At 48.4% G+C, this 19,607-nt stretch carries 18 protein-coding genes, 1 tRNA gene and 1 rRNA gene; 4 read left to right on the forward strand and 16 right to left on the reverse strand.

What is annotated here, in order from left to right; translation table 11 throughout:
* Positions 1 to 213 precede the first annotated feature (213 nt).
* The 4 genes from queF to AZ602_RS09300 form a co-directional block, all read right to left on the reverse strand.
* The gene (queF, locus tag AZ602_RS09285; protein ID WP_103034659.1) at positions 214 to 1,056 is read right to left on the reverse strand and encodes an NADPH-dependent 7-cyano-7-deazaguanine reductase QueF; all 843 of its coding nucleotides are present in this window, start codon (positions 1,054 to 1,056) and stop codon (positions 214 to 216) included.
* Between the two features lie 60 nt (positions 1,057 to 1,116).
* Positions 1,117 to 1,890: an ABC transporter permease gene (locus AZ602_RS09290; protein WP_103034660.1), complete on the reverse strand. Its 774-nt coding sequence runs from the start codon at positions 1,888 to 1,890 to the stop codon at positions 1,117 to 1,119.
* Between the two features lie 22 nt (positions 1,891 to 1,912).
* Positions 1,913 to 2,872 carry an ABC transporter ATP-binding protein gene (locus tag AZ602_RS09295; protein WP_103034661.1) on the reverse strand — a complete coding sequence of 320 codons (960 nt, stop codon included), beginning with the start codon at positions 2,870 to 2,872 and terminating at the stop codon, positions 1,913 to 1,915.
* 219 nt (positions 2,873 to 3,091) lie between these two features.
* On the reverse strand, positions 3,092 to 3,694 hold the full coding sequence (locus tag AZ602_RS09300) for a cytochrome c5 family protein (protein ID WP_103034662.1): 603 nt from the start codon (positions 3,692 to 3,694) through the stop codon (positions 3,092 to 3,094).
* A 280-nt stretch (positions 3,695 to 3,974) separates the two neighbouring features.
* Between AZ602_RS09300 and AZ602_RS09305 the strand changes: the two genes are divergently transcribed.
* Positions 3,975 to 4,051: transfer RNA gene (locus tag AZ602_RS09305), tRNA-Arg, on the forward strand.
* Positions 4,052 to 4,127: 76 nt separating this feature from the next.
* Here AZ602_RS09305 and gloA read toward each other — a convergent pair.
* The 11 genes from gloA to miaB form a co-directional block, all read right to left on the reverse strand.
* Positions 4,128 to 4,664 (reverse strand): lactoylglutathione lyase, encoded by a 537-nt coding sequence (gloA, locus tag AZ602_RS09310; RefSeq protein ID WP_103034663.1) that lies wholly within the window; start codon positions 4,662 to 4,664, stop codon positions 4,128 to 4,130.
* 152 nt (positions 4,665 to 4,816) lie between these two features.
* Entirely contained in the window at positions 4,817 to 5,437 is a 621-nt protein-coding gene (locus tag AZ602_RS09315) for a carbonic anhydrase (RefSeq protein ID WP_103034672.1), read from the reverse strand.
* Between the two features lie 14 nt (positions 5,438 to 5,451).
* Positions 5,452 to 6,384 (reverse strand): hypothetical protein, encoded by a 933-nt coding sequence (locus tag AZ602_RS09320; protein WP_103034673.1) that lies wholly within the window; start codon positions 6,382 to 6,384, stop codon positions 5,452 to 5,454.
* Between the two features lie 16 nt (positions 6,385 to 6,400).
* Positions 6,401 to 7,510, reverse strand: a complete 1,110-nt coding sequence (gene aroB / locus AZ602_RS09325; RefSeq protein ID WP_103034674.1) for a 3-dehydroquinate synthase — start codon at positions 7,508 to 7,510, stop codon at positions 6,401 to 6,403.
* A gap of 58 nt (positions 7,511 to 7,568) precedes the next feature.
* Positions 7,569 to 8,135, reverse strand: a complete 567-nt coding sequence (locus AZ602_RS09330; RefSeq protein ID WP_369803889.1) for a shikimate kinase — start codon at positions 8,133 to 8,135, stop codon at positions 7,569 to 7,571.
* A 242-nt stretch (positions 8,136 to 8,377) separates the two neighbouring features.
* On the reverse strand, positions 8,378 to 9,766 hold the full coding sequence (locus tag AZ602_RS09335; protein ID WP_103034665.1) for a type IV pilus secretin PilQ: 1,389 nt from the start codon (positions 9,764 to 9,766) through the stop codon (positions 8,378 to 8,380).
* A gap of 9 nt (positions 9,767 to 9,775) precedes the next feature.
* Complete coding sequence (locus AZ602_RS09340) at positions 9,776 to 10,474, reverse strand: pilus assembly protein PilP (RefSeq protein WP_103034666.1); 699 nt, start codon at positions 10,472 to 10,474, stop codon at positions 9,776 to 9,778.
* Positions 10,471 to 11,133: a type 4a pilus biogenesis protein PilO gene (locus AZ602_RS09345; protein WP_103034667.1), complete on the reverse strand. Its 663-nt coding sequence runs from the start codon at positions 11,131 to 11,133 to the stop codon at positions 10,471 to 10,473. The genes AZ602_RS09340 and AZ602_RS09345 overlap by 4 nt, the downstream gene beginning before the upstream one ends.
* Positions 11,120 to 12,970: a pilus assembly protein PilM gene (pilM, locus tag AZ602_RS09350; RefSeq protein WP_103034668.1), complete on the reverse strand. Its 1,851-nt coding sequence runs from the start codon at positions 12,968 to 12,970 to the stop codon at positions 11,120 to 11,122. Before pilM ends, AZ602_RS09345 begins: the two co-directional genes overlap by 14 nt.
* Positions 12,971 to 13,020: 50 nt before the next feature.
* Positions 13,021 to 13,524, reverse strand: coding sequence for a GNAT family N-acetyltransferase (locus AZ602_RS09355; RefSeq protein WP_103034675.1), 504 nt, complete (start codon positions 13,522 to 13,524; stop codon positions 13,021 to 13,023).
* Positions 13,525 to 13,561: 37 nt separating this feature from the next.
* The gene (gene miaB / locus AZ602_RS09360; RefSeq protein ID WP_103034669.1) at positions 13,562 to 15,031 is read right to left on the reverse strand and encodes a tRNA (N6-isopentenyl adenosine(37)-C2)-methylthiotransferase MiaB; all 1,470 of its coding nucleotides are present in this window, start codon (positions 15,029 to 15,031) and stop codon (positions 13,562 to 13,564) included.
* Positions 15,032 to 15,272: 241 nt separating this feature from the next.
* On the opposite strand from miaB, the gene AZ602_RS09365 reads away from it, so the two are divergent.
* The 3 genes from AZ602_RS09365 to AZ602_RS09375 all read left to right on the forward strand — a co-directional run bounded on the left by AZ602_RS09365 (position 15,273) and on the right by AZ602_RS09375 (position 19,184).
* The gene (locus tag AZ602_RS09365) at positions 15,273 to 17,288 is read left to right on the forward strand and encodes a lytic transglycosylase domain-containing protein (RefSeq protein WP_103034670.1); all 2,016 of its coding nucleotides are present in this window, start codon (positions 15,273 to 15,275) and stop codon (positions 17,286 to 17,288) included.
* Positions 17,289 to 17,570: 282 nt separating this feature from the next.
* On the forward strand, positions 17,571 to 18,557 hold the full coding sequence (locus AZ602_RS09370) for a malate dehydrogenase (protein WP_103034671.1): 987 nt from the start codon (positions 17,571 to 17,573) through the stop codon (positions 18,555 to 18,557).
* A gap of 387 nt (positions 18,558 to 18,944) precedes the next feature.
* Entirely contained in the window at positions 18,945 to 19,184 is a 240-nt protein-coding gene (locus AZ602_RS09375) for a DUF2789 family protein (protein WP_078318079.1), read from the forward strand.
* A 120-nt stretch (positions 19,185 to 19,304) separates the two neighbouring features.
* Here AZ602_RS09375 and rrf read toward each other — a convergent pair.
* Positions 19,305 to 19,418 (reverse strand): 5S ribosomal RNA (rrf, locus tag AZ602_RS09380).
* Positions 19,419 to 19,607 lie beyond the last annotated feature (189 nt).

Consider the following 19,607-nt stretch of genomic DNA (forward strand, 5'->3'; position numbering starts at 1 on the left):
TGGCTGTGCTGTGGTAACTATGCTCTGTTAAATAATGATCAATGACTTCAAGTTTAAAGTCCATTGTGTATTTGGTCATAAAAACACCCCAAAGGTTGTCTAACTTTTGGGGTGCGGTTCAGCCTTGGGGTGTTTTTTTGGGGATAATTTCTATTGGTTTTTTGATGGTGCGTTATACACCCCACGCCTGTTTTGGTACAATAATTTTTGACTTTATTGACGCACCAATCGCCCAATGCTTGGCATCGGATGGTTTAGTACTCGTACAGGATTGATGTCAATGCCACCGCGGCGAGTGTAGTTGGCTTGCACCATCAGACTTGTCGGTGCATAGACCGTCAATAGATCAGCAAAAATCTGCTCGACGCACTGCTCATGAAAGCCATTATGCTTACGGAAACTCAGCACATACGCCAGCACCTTGGCATACTCCACCTGTTTGGCGGTCGTGATGGACACCGACAGTGTACCCCAGTCTGGCTGATTGGTCACAGGGCAGTTTGAGCGAAGCAGATTGGTGTGAAATTGAAAGGTTTGCACCACGCCATCAACTGCTGTGCCAAGTAGCGACGCATCGACATCATCAACGACAGCGACCACATCACCCCCATCAAGCACAACATCGATACACTCGCCCACAGGTCGCACCACTGCAAAATCAGCATCATTAAGCGAGCTGATCAAAACTGTGACCGACGCCCCCACACCCGCTGTCAAATCACGCTCAATGGTCTGCTTGACAGCAGATACATCATCAAACTGGGTGAAATTCAGACTATTTAGGTAGAGCTTGAGCGATTTTGACTCAACGATATTTGGTGAGTCAGCAGGGATGATGATGCGAGCGATGGCGACTTTTGAGACGCCTTGTGGGTTTAGCCATGACAGCTCAAATGCCTGCCACACATCAACGCCTGCCATCAGATGCTCTGCCGATACACCTGACTTCGCCAAAATCTCATCTCGACCAATCTTGCGGCTGATGGCAAACAGCACACTATTGTCATAGCTTTGGGGATAACTGGTACTCTCGCCCAAGACACCGTGAATACTCATAATTTTCTCTTAAAAACAAATCATCCATCACCATCTGACACGTCGATGGCAAATCATCAATCACAACCGCAATCTTGAACCATTGGCAAGTAAGCGATACGAGATGACATACAATACCACGCAAAAGCCCAAAATCGCCACCAACGACCACCAAACATTAACATCTGAGTAGCCTAGGATGCCATAACGAAAGGCGTTGACCATATAGACGATCGGGTTTAGCAAAGATAAAGTCTGCCAAAATCCTGATAGGTTTTCTAAAGAATAAAACACACCACCAAGGTAGGTCAATGGCGTCAGCACAAAGCTTGGAATGATCGAAATGTCATCAAACGAACGAGCAAAGATCGCATTGATGAGACCTCCCAAGCTAAACAGCACAGAAGTACCGACAATGGTCGTCAGCATCACGCCTAGGTGCGTGATACCAAGCTTGGTAAAAAACAATGCCACGATGGTCACAATCAATGCGATCGCAAGCCCACGAAACACCCCGCCTGCCACATAGCCGAACAAAATCGTATGCTTGGAGACAGGCGATACCAGCAGCTCTTCGATACTGCCTTGGAATTTCATGCTAAAAAAACTCGACACCACATTAGAGTAGCTATTGGTAATCACTGCCATCATAATCAGACCCGGCACGATGAACTGCATATAGCTCACCCCACCCATCTCACCGATACGACTACCGATCATCTGACCAAAAATCACAAAATACAGCGTCATGGTGATCACAGGTGGCAAAAGCGTCTGCGGCCAGATGCGTAATATCCGCTTGATTTCTTTGATTAAAATGGTGGTGAACGCCACCCATTGCTTGCCAAAATTCATAAGATACTCTTGTTGTTATTATTTAGTCATTGGAGAGTTTTTCGGTCAGATTATTCTCAACCAAGCTCATAAACAGCTCTTCTAAGCGATTGGATTTATTTCGCATGCTGGCGATTTGCACGCCTTGGGCGGATAATTGCGCGAAGACATCATTCAAGCTTTCGCCTTTTTTGAGCGTAACCTCAAGGCTTAGCTCATCGACTTGTTGAAATTTGACGACATTGGTTAGATGGATTTGCCCATCAAACGGTTTGGCAAAATCCAAAATAAAGCTTTCGATATCAAGACTTGCCAACAGACTTTTCATATCTGTATTGATGCGAATCTCGCCCTTATCCAAGATGGCGATGTGCTTACACAGCTGTTCAGCCTCTTCTAGATAATGCGTGGTCAGAATAATCGTCGTCTGCTCTTCACGATTGATGTATTCCATAAATTCCCACATCGAACGGCGCAGCTCAATATCCACGCCTGCAGTCGGCTCATCCAAGATGAGCAGTTTTGGCTTATGCATCAACGCACGAGCAATCATCAAGCGACGCTTCATACCACCTGATAGCATACGCGCCTTGGTATCTTTTTTATCCCACAGACCCAGCGCTTTCAATAGTTTTTCGGCACGGGGGCGAGCATCACGAGCGGTAATGCCAAAATACCCTGCTTGATTAATCAAGATATCTTGGACATTTTCAAACTGCATGAAGTTAAATTCTTGGGGAACGACACCTAGGAACTCTTTGGCTTTGGCAGGATTTTTGAACAAATCCACCCCAAAAATCTCAACCGTACCTGCCGACGGCGGAAATAGGGAGCTGACAATGCCAATCGTCGTGGATTTGCCGGCACCATTTGGCCCAAGCAAAGCAAAAAATCCGCCCTGTGGCACAGTCAAATCAATACCCTTAAGTGCAGTAAAGCCATTATTATAAGTCTTGGTCAGTCCGCTGATCTTAAGTGCAGGGACTTCGGTGGTTGGCGTCATAATTTTCTCGAATCATCATTTGTCATACTAGATGATGGCTTAGGCAGATTTTTCAAGGCAAAGCCATCAACTCTCAGATTTTGACAATAATTTTGACCAATAAAAATCCCAAGCCATCGTATCGACAGCTTAGGATCAGCAGCGACAAGCCATCAATCCATCACACAATAGATGGATCGGAGGCTAATCGAAGTAAAGTTTTTTACACTGCCCAAATAATTATTGTGCAAGGATGTAATCAACTGCGTTTTGGACTTCTTCATCAGACAGATCGGGGCTGCCACCACGCGCTGGCATGGCGTTAAAGCCATTGATGGCGTGATCATACAAAGTGGGTTTGCCTTTGGCTGCACGAGCTGCCCAGTCGGCAGTACCAGTTTTTGGTGCGCCAACCAGACCTGCGTCATGGCAGGTTGCACAGATGGCCTTATAGATACTCTCACCATCACGCGCTTGGCCGTCAACAGCCGGTGCCAATACGGTGATATTAATGTCGCACTCTTCGCCATCAAAGCATACTTTGCCATATGGTGCGATACGAGCGATCAGATTTGGGTACATGGCGACCAGCTTTTGTACCTGTGGGCTGTCTTGTGGGATGGCTTCTTCAGGTTGGGCAGCAGGTGCGGCAGCTTCGGCAGTCGCTTCGGTCGCGGCTGCATCCGCTGGAGCGGCGGCTGCATCAGCAGCAGGTTCTGGGGTGGTGGCAGCTTCAGCAGTCGCTTCAGCTGTGGCTGCAGGTGTGGCAGCTTCTTGTGCTTGGGTTGCCATCGCTGACGCCGCCAACAATGCAGCAACAGAAAACATAACAGCTTTTTTCATGTCATCATCTCGTTTTATAGCCTTGAGCAAGCGCTCTGGGGGTGTCGGACCGTGTGCAAATCACCATGCAAAACCACCGTCCCAACGATACAAAATTTACCCTACTATTATAAGGGAAAAAGCAGGTAAAATGCCATGTTTTTTATCAAATCTGTTAAAATTTAGCAAGATTTGTCGAAAATTGGCAGTATTTTGCGATTTTTATGATGAAATTTTGGCGAAATGATGGCAATTTTGATCAAAACTTGTTAGAATCTGCCACCTAAATGACCATTTTCATGCACCTATAGCTCAGTTGGATAGAGTGTCAGCCTCCGAAGCTGAAGGCCGTGGGTTCGATTCCCGCTAGGTGCGCCATTTAAAAAAACCCCATCTTATCCACTCAACAAGTTGTCAGACTTGCTTAAGGCGTGGTATTCAGATGGGTTTTTTATTAGCGATTATTATTGATCTCAATGATCTCAATCCAATAACCATCTGGATCTTTGATAAAGGCGATGTCTTTCATATTGCCCTCTTCTGGGCGCTTTTTAAATTCGACACCATTGGCATCAAACCACGCCACCGCCTCAGCCAGATTTGGTACACTAAAGCAAATATGCCCAAAGCCTCTTGGCTCACTGTTGCCATCATGATAGCTAAAGCCGTCATCATCTTCGGTGCCGTAATTGTGCGTCAGCTCAAGGATGCTGCGCTGGCGTGAGACAAAGTCTTTTAGCTCATCGCCTGCTGGCAGCGTTTTGCGCTCATCCTCAGTCAAACGCGCCAAAAAGTACAAATCAAATTCGGCATCAGGGAAGCTGCGATGCTTAAGCAGTGTCATGCCCAAAACGCCAGTATAAAACTCAAGCGACTTAACAGGGTCTTTGACGCGCAGCATGGTGTGATTAAAAATATATCCCTCAGACTGCACAGGAATGTCTTTGACGCCAGCGGCACTCAGTGAATTGACAGGTTGTTGGATGCTCATCGATGTCCTCTTTTTTGATGGTTGATAAAAGACCAAGTGGTCACAGCTTTGATTTTACAGGGTGCTTTGGATGATGTGAATGGCAGTTTTGTTAAGATCTGCAATATTAGTGTCAGATTTGTCAAGCCATTGGCATTCACAAATCAAACCCTTTATTCTTCAAAAAAATCCACTTTGCCAGTTGCCACATCATATTCAGCACCAACGATGAGCAAATCGCCGCTGGCAACCATATCCTCCAAGATTCGCGAGCCATGCTTTAATTGGCTGACAGACATGCACACATTGGCACGAATAGAGCGATCGATCAGCTCATCCATATCAGCATCATTGCCTGAGGCGGTGGCGATCTCATGCAGATTCAGCACGCTTGGGCGGATGCGATCGACGATGGATTGTAGGTTTGGGGAATAATATTGATCAGGATTAACCAAGGCCTCAATGCATGCTGTGACGGCGCCACAGTGTGAATGACCCAGCACGACCACAAGACGAGTGTCAAACTTCTCGGCGGCAAATTCCACCGAACCAATCTGGCTTGGGGCGACGACATTGCCCGCCACACGGATCACAAATAAATCACCCAAACCCTGATCAAAAATCAGCTCCACAGGCACGCGCGCATCCGAGCAGCCCAAGATGATGGCATTGGGCTTTTGTTCTTTGACCAATGTCGGGGGCGGAATGGGGATCTTTTCGGTCGAAGAAAGATTGGCCACATAGCGCTCATTGCCTGCTTTGAGTTCATTCAGCATTGCTTTGGCATCATGCATCATCATCGTCCTTTTTATTCGGCAGCTGCTGGTGTCTCAGCAGCAGGCTTGGGTTGGGTAGGCTCAGCCTTAGGTGCTTCGGCAGCAGGCTTAGGTGCAGAAGGCTCTGGTCGTGCTGTCGGTGCCATCGGTAAATCGCTTGGTGCAGCCTGACTTGGCTGTGCAGGCTGGCGCGGGTGATCGGCAGGGGCAGTCTCCGCTGGTGCGACAGGCTGTACTTGTTCTGATATCTGAGTTTGCACGGCACGCTCTTGACTGGCTCGAGCCAACTCTTCATCCGCCTTGGTCGCTGCACGGACTGGAATTTCGGTGGGAGTGGCCTGCAGACGGACGCGGCGTGGCTGTGAGCTTGCCAAGTCCACCACATTCTGACCCAGCTCATAGCTGTCGATAACGGACAAGAATTCGGAGACTTTGGCGGTTTTTGGGGTAATGCTGCTTGGCAGACCAAAATTCACTTGAGCTAAGCCTGCCTCAGCTTCTGCACTGCTGGCAAATTTACCGTAAGTCAGCACATAGCGCTGCTTATCATTGCCATCAGTGTAGCGAAAATACGCAAACTGATCGCGATCACTGCGGCCATTGAGATAATCTACGATCACCTCATTTTCGGCGACATCCATCAGCTGTATGGCATAGCTACCGCTGATACCATTAAAATAAATTTTATCTTTAAATTCTGGCGGATAGCTGCGCAAATCACGCACCAGCACCGAGTTATCCATCGGTTTGACTTCGTTTTTTAGCTCATTTAAATCGCTGATGGTCGCAGGCAAAGCCAAATCCGAGGACTGCACTTCGTCAGCTTGCTTAGCTTTGATGATCGAAGGCGCTGCACTGCTCAACCAAATGATCAGCCAAAGCGCCGCCACCACAGCAGCAGCCATTAGCCAATACATCGCTTGGCGGCGGTAATATTTCTCACTCATCGCTGAATCGTGCGACATAAAATTGGCTTTTTTATTAAATATCTGCATGGTTGATCTCATTGGTTTGTAACACCGCTGTCAGATCCGACAGCTGAAAATCTGCGGTCACAAAGGCATCGCCGATGGCGCGAAGCAGCACCAAGCGAATCTTGCCTTGTTGGACTTTTTTGTCATGGCCCATCAAATCCAGCGCCTCATCGACGGCGATCACAGGTGGCACGCTCGGCAGATGAAACGCCTTTATCACACGCTCGATGCGTGACACATCATCATCATTGATCAGTCCAAGCTTGGCTGACATCTTCGCTGCCTGCATCATGCCCGCCGCCACAGCCTCGCCATGCAGCCATGCACCATAGCCTTGATGCGCCTCGATGACATGCCCAAAGGTATGACCAAAGTTCAGTAAGGCGCGCTTGCCCGACTCTCGCTCATCGGCAGCGACCACTTGTGCCTTGAAGTCACAGCAGCGATACACCATCTCACCGAGCACCTTACCATCTTTGGCATTGATGGCATCGGCATTGTCTTCTAGCCAAGTCAAAAACTTGGCATCCATAATCAAGGCATATTTGATCACCTCTGCCATCCCTGCAGCAAATTCCCGCTCAGGCAAAGTCTCAAAAGTCGCCATATCAGCCAGCACACACTGCGGCTGCCAAAACGCGCCAATCATATTCTTGCCGCGTGGATGATTGATGCCCGTCTTGCCACCGACACTCGAATCCACCTGCGCCAGCAAAGTCGTCGGCACTTGGATAAAATTCACGCCACGCATAAAGCTTGCTGCGGCAAAGCCTGTCATATCACCGATGACACCGCCGCCAAGCGCAATCAGCGTACAGTCACGGGCAAAGTGATATTCAAGCAGCTTATCATAGATGGCATTGATGCTGTCTTGATTCTTATGAGCTTCACCATCAGGCAGCACACAATCCACCACCAAAAGTCCTGCCGCCTCTAGCGCCTCATGAAGCGGTGTCAAATACAAGGGCGCGACCACATCATTGGTGACGATCAGTACCTGCTTGCCTTTGATAAATGGGATAATTTGGCTGGCCAAATCAGGTACGCCTTCGCTTGCGCAAATAAAAATCGGATAATCATGGCTTTGGGTATGCACCATCAAAGCATCGTGTGACATCATAGTTACATCCGTCATATTTTAAATTTAAATTATTAGTTAAGTAAATCTCGTGTCATTACTGCATCTGACCAAAGTCGGTCGCAATGGCATCGACATAACCCTCAAGTGCCAGCAAAATATCGCCAATCATCTGCTTAGGAAAAGCGCGGCCTGTCGGCATGATGACATCCGCCACCTCGCGATACAGCGGATTGCGCCGTTCATAAAGCAGCTCCAATACCGCACGCGGATTGTCTGATTGTAATAAGGGGCGATTTTTGTCTTTTTTGGTGCGTGCCAGCTGCGTATCGACGCTGGCGTCTAGATAAATCACCAAGCCATTTTTAAGCAGTTCGCGATTCTCAAGGCGCTCTACCGCACCGCCGCCCGTTGCCATGACGATATCTGGCAGTGCCGTCAGCTCAGCCAATGCGCGCGTTTCACGGTCACGAAAACCCGACTCGCCCTCTTTTTCAAAGATCCAAGGAATATCAGCGCCTGTCTGCTGCACGATGTGCCAATCACAATCCACAAACTGCCTGCCCAAATGCTTGGCAAGCAGTTTACCAATCGTGGTCTTGCCTGCACCCATCGGCCCCACCAAAAAAATCGCCGGCAGCTGCTTTGACAGCGCACCACCCATCTTTTCGACCACCGCCTCTTCTACGATGGTCGAATCGTCATCCAGCATGCTCATTTTCCAAATTTAATCGCTAACAGCAGCGCATTTGTCATCTGTATAGACAGTGTCGCACCCATTGACAAAAAACGCATGAATAAATTGCTTTATGATACCGTGTTTGGCAATTTGTTGCCAGTATTTTTGCGTATTGTTTTGTTGAATTTACATTTTAGGTTGATCTGTCGCTCACAACACACCTTAGCTTATCGCACCAACTTAGGCGTGATGAATATCAACAGCTCAGATTTGTCATTGGCTGTATGGTCATGACGAAACAGTCTGCCAAGCACAGGCACATTGCCAAGGCCAGGGACTTTATTGGCGCCGTCTTGCTGACTTTGGCGATAGATACCGCCCAACACCACTGTTTGGCCATCTTCGACGATGACATTGGTCTCGATGGCGTCTTCTTGGATGGCAATGCTACCCAGTGTGGCGACAGGGTTGCCGTTTTTGATGGTCAGTTTTAGGGAAATTTTACCATCTGGGGTGATTGATGGCGTCGCCTCAAGCAGCAGCATCGCCTCTTTAAAGCTGGTGGTAGTCGCACCTGAATAGGTCGTCTCTTGGTAAGGAATCTGTACGCCTGACGAGATGCGTGCGGTTTGTTTATCGGCGGTGAGGACTTTTGGGGTGGAGATCACCTCGCCTTGATTTTCAGCTTGCATCGCGGATAATTCTAAGTCCAAAATAGCATCAGGCAAATTCAATAACCCAAAAGCCAAGCGACCCATCGCGTTATCCACGCCCAGATTGACATTGACATTGGACTCAGCATTGCCTGCGATCATGCCATCTTGGCGCATCGACCATAAGCTTGCCTGAGAGCCTGCATATTGTAGATTGCCAATTTGGCCGCGCGCACCGAAACTTACTCCGAGCCGTCGCCCGAAATTTTCGTTGGCTGAGACGATGCGCGCTTCGATCATCACTTGCTCGACAGGGACATCGATGCGCTCGATCAGTGCTTTGATGTTATTGATGCTGGCAGCGACATCTTGGATGATGAGCGTATTGGTGCGCTTATCCACCGCCACTGTGCCGCGGTCGGACAATAAGCTGCCGCGCTCGGTGGTGGTGATGGTCTCATCGCTCTGTCTCTCGTGCAGTCTGGATAAGGTCTGTGATGTTGGTAGCTGGGTTTGCTGGCTGCTTTGGTTGATATTACCACGCTGCGTCTTTTCGCCCATGATCAGCGCTGATAAGTCCTCGGCTGATGCATAATGCAGGCGGATGTATTCGGTGACAATGGGCGCATTAGTTTGGATAGAATTTGAGCTGATGATCCAGACATTGCCCTGTTTATGCGCTGACAAATTGCGCGTGCGTAAGATCACATCAAACGCCTCATCCCACGGCACATGATGCATGCGAATGGTCATATTGCCCGTCACACTGTCATCGGTGATGATATTAATTCCGGTAAATCCTGCCAAAATATCAAACACCGCCCGCACCGGAATATCAGCAAACTGTAAGCTGATCGGTTCGCCGCCATATGCCTGCACCTTGGTCTGTTCAGCCATCGACTGCGTGCTGATCGTCGAGATTGCGATTCCAAGCGCGATGAGCGCCGTTTTTGTTGCTGTCATGTTCGTCGTCTATTTATGAATAAAAGTAAGCATGCTCTGGCGGTGATAATAATGGCCATCTTCAGCCAGTACCGCCTCGATAAGTTCAATCCTGTCTGCATTGATATCCACCACGCGCCCGTGATGCCTGCCCAGATATTGCCCGACCATCACCTCATGTATGCGGCCATCAGGACTGGCAATCAGTGCCATGGTGCGTGAATGATCGGATAAAACCCCCTGATACTTAAGCATCTGTAAGTCATAATGCTCCAGCGGCTGACGCACGCGACTGCTGTCAATGCGCACCCGCTTGCCTTTGGGTGTAGGCTGATAAGTTGACGGATGATTGGCGATGGCAGCGCTTGATTCGCGCACAGGGGGTCTGTTACTTTCTTTGGCGACATCGCTATCATTGGGTTTGGTTGCGTCGGGATCTGGCTGGCTGCTTGGGCGACTGGCCGTGTGATCGGAGGCGGCGCTCGGTGTATTTGGTGTATCGGCAGACGATGGCGCTGTGCGATAAGGATTGACAAAAGGATCTTTAGCCAATTGATACACCAATGGCGCAACCACGGCCGGCTCGGTCATAGGCTTGTGCGGCGGCGGAATTTGGCTGGTGATGGGTGATAGCTTCTCATCTGCACTGATGGCAGGATCTTGGCCACAGGCTGTCAATGCACCAAGTAGCACACAGCATGGCAAGTAGTACAGCCAAGTCAGCTTCATTGCGCCCGCCCTCCATCTGACACCTCAGCTGCACTTTGGGCGGCTGGTTTTGCAGATTTATTGGCTTGATAAGTTTTAAAAACGGCAGTGAAATTCAGCATATTGCGCTCACTGGCTTGAATATCGACATCATGCACCGTCAACAGATACGGACTGCTTGATAACTCAAACAGCCAGCGACCGATGGCATGATAACTGCCAATGGCGCGCACCGCGATCGGGCGCTCGGTATAGTAAGCCGCTTCAGTGCCTGCCTGCACCGATGCACCGACGACCTGCACGCCTGCTTGCTGGGCTTTGGTGTTGATCGTCCCGACGATCTGGGTCATTGGCGCGCTTTTTGGCAGCTGCTCAAGCAACAGCTGCAAGCGCGTATTTTGGGTTAATAATGACTGGCTAAGTGCTTCAAGCTCATGTGTTTGTGGATATTTATCAGCAAATTCACGGATCAAAGTCTGTTCATGGCTTTTGGCAGCGGACAGCTTTTGCAAGCTTGGCGATATCAATAGTAACCAAGCGAACACACCAATCAGCAAGATCATCAATGCAAATGCCGTCAGCTGCACGGCTCTGGGCGCCTGTCCGATGCTGTGGATATTGATTTGGTTTAATTGTTCCCAAAACTGCTTGAGCGCATCTGCCCGATCACTCACTTTCATCAGCACTCCTTTGTTCTGGCTCATCGGTGGCGATGCTGATGGCTGAATTTTGGCTCACGGCATCGTCAGCTTCGGTTGTCAATGCGCCATTTTCGGCCATCAATAACTGCATATCATGAGGCTGCAATGGCAATTCGGTGGCGCTGATGCTAAAACTCATCACTCGCCCTGCCTGCTGTAGCGACACCACCAAAACATCGCTGTACGCACCAGATAATTCCAAGGCATTGGCAAAAGCCGACACCGCTTGCGCATCCACCGCTTTGCCCGTCCATAACAGCTCATCGCCAGTTTGCTTGGCGCCATCGAGATACACCCCGTTCGGCACGAGTAGCGGCAGCAGCTGCCAGCGATGTATCATCGATCGATCCGATGCCAAATCATCGATGGCATTGAGCTGATCTTCGGTGTTGTTAAGTTCGGTTTTTAGGCGGTGTAGTTGTTGTAATTGATCATCGACGCCATTGATTCTGGCGGTAATCTGTGCATTAATGGCATTTTGATGGCGTATTTGATGGCTTAACAAGCCAAAAATCATCAGCGCCACTAAGATCGGCAAGGCGATCGCTGCCTGCAGCATCCGCCGAAAGTGCATCGCTGAGCGACTGCGCTGCTCTTCTCGCCATGGCAATAGATTTACGCCGCTCGTCGCTCGAAGTGCCAACATCGTCGGCATCATCAATAACGGCGCCGACGATGCCGATGTCTCTGCGGTCGAGGCGGATGGCAGCAATAACTTAGGATGGGCGAATTGACATGCTATGCCACTGAGTGCTGTCACGCTGCGATCAAGCCCCGACCAGCGCAGCGAATCCAGACCCATCACAAACACCTGATCGATCTGCTTGGTGTACTGCTGCTGATACAGATCAAGCAGCATCCCAACCTGCCGCGCCATGCGATCGATGGCATCTGAGGGCGCTACTGGCAGCTGATCCACCTCTTTGATAGGCGCTGCAGCCCGATCGGTGATCGACTCATCAAAAGACAGCACCGCATCATCAAAGCTGATCTGATAGCTGCCGTGCTGATGCTCATCTTGGATGATTGGCTGTATCGGTGTATCATCACCGCGCCGATTGATAAACGCTGAAAAATCAAGTACATCTGTCACGGTCGGTAACGGCGCTACCGAGGATGGCGCATCAGTATCCCGATCGATCATCATCGATGACAGCATCGCATCCAAAGGCTGCGTCTGACTCCATGTGAATGACTGCTCGGCAATGTGGCAGCGGATTTGCCAAGCATCTACCTCGATCAGTGCTGCCGTCTGGGTCTCACCAAGCTTTGCTGCGATACTTTGCCGACATAAAGCAGCCACATCAATGGCGCGCGCCTCCAAGCCTGCCATGGCCAGCACCTCGACACAGTCATCAACAAAGACTCGATGTGCAACTGTCAAAGAGATCACAGTGGCTGTATCCTCACTGCTCAGCACTTGAAAATCAAAATACACTTCCTGCAGTGGACGGCCAATGTAACGCTCAGCATCAACCAAGATCTGCGCCTCAATATCAGCATCACTCAATGCTGCAGGCAGCTCGATGGTAGTGGTCATCACCGCCTCATCCGCCACACACGCGATCGCTTGTATCTGCGGTGCATTGATGGCGTCGCAGGCATTTTTGATGGCGTAGGCCAGCTTAGTTTTATCAACTATCTGACCTTGACAGATGGCATCCAAGCAAGATACACAAGCCGATGCCAGCAGATGCTGCCGCCCAGCATGACCATCTAGCCACACCACGCAGACTGCCGACTCATAAAAATATACGCCCAGCGTCTGCTCCTGCAAGGCGCGGCTGCGGCCGATTGTTAGTCGATCACTCAGCACACATCCCCCAAGCAGCGCCTTATCCTCACTCTTTTAAAATCCATAATCCATCAATTCTTAGGCAGCCTGCGCCCCATAATCACCGTATCCGCCAAAAAACCATCCATATCACACACCTGTGGCAGTACACCCCACTGCACAAAATCAAACTGTGCAAATAAGGATAAGCTTGGCAAATTATGCTGAAAAATCAACGCAACGACATTGTTGATACCATGACTTGGTGCAACATCCAGCATATGCTGTAATAGATACTTGCCCAGACCTTTACCATGTCGATCCTTGGTGATATATAAGCTGATCTCGGCAGTGATATGATAAGCAGGTAAATGGTACAAATCACTAAAGCTTGCCCAAGCGACAATCTCTCCCTCATCAACGACGACATAGATAGGGCGTGTGGCGTCATTATGCGAGTCAAACCAAGCCATCCGACCTTCTGTTGTATGTGGCACAAGGCTGGCATGAGCGATTTTATCATCGACGGTTTCATTAAAAATCTCAACCAGTCGTGGTAAATCAGCCTTACTTGCCAGTCGGATTTGTTGCGTCATCACCATGACACTCCCTTGCTTATTTCAAGTTTGCCGATTAGCCGATGACTTCAACCAGCTCACCTTCCACCAAATGCATACTTTTGGCAGCGGTGATTTTGACCATGACAAATTGACCAAGCAATGACTCATCGCCGGCAAATACCACCGAACGGGTATTGTCCGCCGAACCGTGCAGATAGCCTTCGTAGCGATTGGCAGGCTCTTCGACCAGTACACGCACCACTTGCCCGACCATTGCACGGGTTTTGGCAAAGGTGGATTCTTTGATGACTTCTTGGAACTCAGCTAAGCGAGCCTTTTTGGTCTCAAAGCTAACATCATCAGGCAGTTCAGACGCTGGCGTACCAGGGCGTTTTGAATAAATAAAACTGTACGAGTGGTCAAAATCCAAGTCCTTGGCAAGCTGTAGCGTGTCATTAAAATCACGATCAGTCTCACCAGGGAAGCCAATGATAAAATCACTCGATAAGTGCAAATCAGGACGAATTGCCTTGAGTTTATTGATCTGATTGATATACACATCGATGGTGTGATTGCGTTTCATCGCGGCTAGGATATTATTTGAACCACTTTGGACAGGTAGATGTAGGTGCGACACCAGCTTATCGATACTCTTATACGCATCGATAATATCATCAGTGAATTCTAGCGGATGGCTTGTGGTATAGCGAATACGCTCGATGCCATCGATATGTGCGACATAATGGAGCAACTCGCTAAAGCGACAAATCGTGCCGTCATCTTTTTCGCCACGATAGCCATTGACATTTTGACCAAGCAAATTAATCTCACGCACGCCCTGCTCTGCCAATGACGCAATCTCAGCCAGCACATCATCCAGCGGACGAGACAGCTCTTCGCCACGAGTATAAGGCACAACACAGAATGAGCAGTATTTTGAACAGCCTTCCATGATGGAGACGAACGCCTTGTAGCCTTCGACCTTTGGCTCAGGCAAGAAGTCAAATTTTTCGATACTAGGGAAGGACACATCGACAACACCGATGCGGTTTTTTGGCAGCTCACTGTGCTGCTTGGTGGATTGCTCGTACAACTCAGGCAAGCGGTGCAAGGTCTGTGGCCCAAAGACCATATCCACATACGGCGCGCGTTTTTGGATATTATCGCCTTCTTGGGATGCTACACAGCCACCGACACCGATGACAAGATTTGGGTTTTTTTCTTTGAGTTTACGCCATCTACCAAGTTCGCTAAAGACTTTTTCTTGTGCCTTTTCACGGATGGAACAGGTGTTCATCAGCAGTACATCAGCTTCATTGATGTCATTGGTGACGACCATGCCATGCGATTGACCCAATACATCGCCCATTTTCTCAGAATCGTATTCGTTCATCTGACAGCCTTGAGTGACGATATAGACTTTTTTGGTCTTTTTGTCGCTGATGTCGGCGACATTTTGTACAGGCAAATCGTGAATGCTATTGTGGATACTATTAGCAGTGGTGCTTTGGTGGGCTTTTGGGTCAAACGTGGCGACTTTCATGACGGGGTTTTCCAAAATGACAAAATAAACGGGTTATTTTAGCATAATTGGTGTGGGTTGTGGCAAAAAAGATACCCAAAATCACCCATCAAATTTGCCAGCTATGAATTCTTAGCTTGATAATTTTCTTATTAATTACAACTTTTATACATCCAAGCAACCTTGATTTGATACCCTAAGAATCATTTTTTATTCAATTTTACCATCTTACCAATTTTGCCACCTTATAAGTGAGTCATCCATGAAAATTCATCCAACCAAACTGCGCTTGGCGATCGCACTGTGTACGCTTGGTGCCATCGCTCAAGTTGCCTGCGCTCAGGGCAATGCCAATGATGGCAGCATCTATCAATTCTTAGAAGCCGACCGCCAAAAATCCAATCCCAATGCCATGTATCAATATGAGCAAAGCATGCAAGGGACACTGTTTGGCATGTATCCAACCTACTGGCGCCTAAATTATAATCTATCCAGCCAAAGCCCTGATGCGGTCAATCAATTTGTGCGCCAATATCCAAGCAATGTCATCAGTGAAAAACTGGCTGCCGACTATGCTGAAACCAAAGCCCGTCAAGGCGACTATGCATCGGTGCGCGCCGTAGCAAACAGTATCGAAAACCCCGACGACTCTGAGGCCTGCGCCATCGCCTTGGGATTTAATCAAAGTCAAGACTCCATGCGCGCTCTATACCAAAAGCCCAATGTCTGGCTCAACACCCAAATCAAGCAATCACTATGCGATAAACTGGCGACCGAGATGAGTGCCAATCCACGCATCACCGACACCGATAAGCACGAACAGCTGATACGCATGATCCGCATCGACAACCGTCAGCTCTCCAGCCGCCAAGCACCGCTTGATAAAACAGGTGACATCATGTCATTGATGAGTCAGCTAGGCATGCCGATCAGTTTTCAGACATTAAGCGACATTCGCCGCAATCCCAATGGCTATTTGACACGCTTTCAACAAGAGCCATTTTCGACTGCCAATCAGTACCTGTACATCTATGCCATCAGTTTGCTGGCGCATCGATCTTATACCGAAGCTGCCACACAGCTTACCTATGACATCGCCCAAGACGATCGCCGTCCACAAAAGCTGATCTCAGACATGGCGCGGCGTTATGCATGGCGCAGCATCGCCGTTAAGCGCATGAACATGAATACCGATGATGGCTTTGGAATGGATGCGGTGCATTGGTTCCGAGCCAGTCAAGGCGAGCCCTTCAACTACGAAGAAGCCGAAGACTACGCCCAAGCTGCAATCCACTTTAGCCAATGGCAAGATGTCATCCATGCCATCGGCGCGATGACGGCTGTACAACAGCAAGAGCGCGTGTGGCAATATTGGCTGGCGCGCGCTTATGAACAAACCGGCAAACAAGCTGACGCACGCCGTATTTATGGTAATTTGTCATCAGGCATCGACTATTATGGACTGCTTGCCAAAGATCGCCTCGGTCAACGATTAACTTTGTCTGATATCGGCGGCAATAGCCTACCATCAGTCAATGCCACGGACGCAGCACGCGTGATGAATAATCCGTATTTTGCTCGCGCTCTGTTGTTGATGCAAAATAACGCAAGCCTTGAGCATATCAACCGCGAGTGGAACTGGGCGGTACGCATGGCGCGAGAATCTGGCGATCATCAGCTTTTATTAGCCGCTGCCAAAAAAGCACACGATTTGGGGTATTATCATCGCAGCATCCAAGCCATCGAAACTACAGATGCCGTGCGTAATGCCGCCTTATCGCATCCGACGCCCTATATGGACAGCACCCTCAGACACAGCCGAAATGTCGGGATCGATCCTGCTTGGGCATTTGGTATCATGCGCCAAGAAAGCCGCTTTCAGCCATCGGCGCAGTCAGGCGCTGGTGCAGGCGGCTTGATGCAAATCATTCCTGGCACCGCCAACCAAATCGCCCGCGGTATGGGTGAGTCGGCAGGTAGCATGAGCGATCCTGACACCAATATCCGCTATGGCACATGGTTCTTAAGCGACCTTGCCAATAAAGCTGGCGGCCAGATTGCTGTCGCCACCGCAGGCTATAACGCAGGCCCAGGCGCGGCTCGTCGATGGATCCCGTCGCATGGCCGAATCAGCGCCGATCAATATGTCGAAGCCATCCCTTATGCCGAGACCCGCGCTTATGTTAAGCATGTGATGGAAAATGCCACCATCTATAGCGTGCTACTGGGTCAATCCACATCGATCAGCCAGCGCATGGGTACAGTCAGCCCCCGCTAATCATTCACAAACCACAGCTTAGACTGTGGTTTTTTATTTTTATCAAAATAACCTACTTTTCAGCAATAATCCCTAAAAGATCAGCATTTCAACTTGTCATACACACACATCAAAGGCTCATATAAGATTGGTTGCGCTAGGATAAAAAGGTTTGTTTTTAGGTCTATAAAGTGATACACTAATCAAGATTTGACATTTTTAACAATAGGTTTATTGATAAAAATGTATAATCAACCTATTTATTCAGGTAACTAAATTTAAATATTCAAAGAAGGATTTACCATGAAACAACCTGTTCGTGTTGCAGTGACTGGCGCCGCTGGTCAAATCGGCTACAGCCTACTATTCCGTATCGCATCTGGCGAGATGCTAGGCAAGGATCAGCCTGTTATCCTACAGCTACTAGAAATCCCCGTCGAAAAAGCACAACAAGCCCTACAAGGCGTCATCATGGAGCTTGATGACTGTGCATTCCCTCTACTGGTTGATGTGATCGGCACTGATGATCCAAATGTCGCATTCAAAGATGCTGACTATGCACTACTTGTTGGCGCCCGTCCTCGTGGCCCAGGCATGGAGCGTGCTGACCTACTACAAGAAAATGCGAAGATTTTCACCGTTCAAGGTAAAGCACTGAACGATGTCGCTAGCCGCGATGTCAAAGTATTGGTCGTGGGTAACCCAGCGAACACCAATGCTTATATCGCTATGAAATCAGCACCAGACCTACCTGCTAAGAACTTCACTGCGATGCTACGCCTAGACCACAACCGCGCCTTGACCCAAGTAGCGAAGAAAACTGGCAAGCAAGTCAAAGACATCAAAAACCTAACTGTTTGGGGTAACCACAGCCCAACCATGTACGCTGACTACCGCTTCGCGACCATCAATGGCGAGTCTGTCAAAGACATGATCAACGACCAAGAATGGAATGCCAATATATTCCTACCAACCGTTGGTAAGCGTGGCGCAGCCATCATCGAAGCTCGTGGTCTATCATCAGCCGCATCAGCAGCAAACGCAGCGATCGATCATATGCGTGATTGGGCACTAGGCACCAATGGCGAGTGGGTAACGATGGGCATCCCATCAGATGGCTCATACGGCATCCCAGAAGGCGTGATGTTCGGCTTCCCTGTGACCACCGAAAACGGCGAATACAAGATCGTTCAAGGTCTAGAAATTGATGAATTTAGCCAAAAATACATCAACATCACCCTAAACGAGCTTGAAGAAGAGCGTGCAGCAATTGACCATCTATTTGCATAATGGATTGCTTGCCAAAAAAATGCCCGATTCTTAAGAATTGGGCATTTTTTGATTTAATAACATCAAGGATAACATTAAAATAGTGTCTTGTTAAATCATATGAAACCCATGATCCACAATCTACAAAAGAAAATCCACAGGAAGTCGAGCAATAACACCTTCAACGGTGCCACGCCTTAAGACAATTTCTCGATACCTCCTGCCGCAATCTTCACTATAGAACAACCTTTCTTGATCATTATGATAACCACCAATACCAACTTCATAAAATTACACAGCCAATACAATTTTGTAAAGATTGACTAAGCATAAGCTGTTACAATCAATCCATGGTTTTAGCAACAACACCTGGAAATTTTTAACCAAAAGCAACAAAAGGAGTAAATGATGTTAGGCGATATCGAATATACTATGAATGAGCTATTTGCACAATTGGGACTGGATAATAGCGATGAAGCCATTGAGCAATTCATCGCTGATAATCAATTGGATGAAGAAACCAGTCTAAAAGAAGCCACTTTCTGGAGCGACTCGCAACGAGCCTTCATTAATGAAGAATGGAAAAAAGATGCTGTATGGGCAATTACTCTGGATGAGTTAAATGCGAGACTGCATGAGCAGCTATAACTCACTTTTATCCTCAACAAATGCTCTATTCCAATAGGGCATTTTTAATTCGTAAAACAAATTTCCCAAGCCCCCAAACCAAAACCCCCTCACATCTCTGTAAGGGGGCTTCAAATAAGGTGCTGACGATGACCTACTCTCACATGGGCGAACCACACTACCATCGGCGCTAAGACGTTTCACTTCTGAGTTCGGGAAGGGATCAGGTGGTTCCATCTTGCTATTGTCGTCAGCGTAAAAGGATTAACAACGCTGTTATGAGTCTGTTATTTTATAGTTGCTTTTGCTTTTTTGCATTAGCGTTATCAAGATTGATTCAAGCTTATAGGTAAAATCTTTACACTTACCATCAACACAATCAGTAGTATTAAACCACTTGGGTGTTGTATGGTCAAGCCAAACGAGCAATTAGTATTGGTTAGC

This window comes from Moraxella sp. RCAD0137 (assembly GCF_002894025.1).
Taxonomy (GTDB): Bacteria; Pseudomonadota; Gammaproteobacteria; order Pseudomonadales; family Moraxellaceae; genus Moraxella; species Moraxella porci.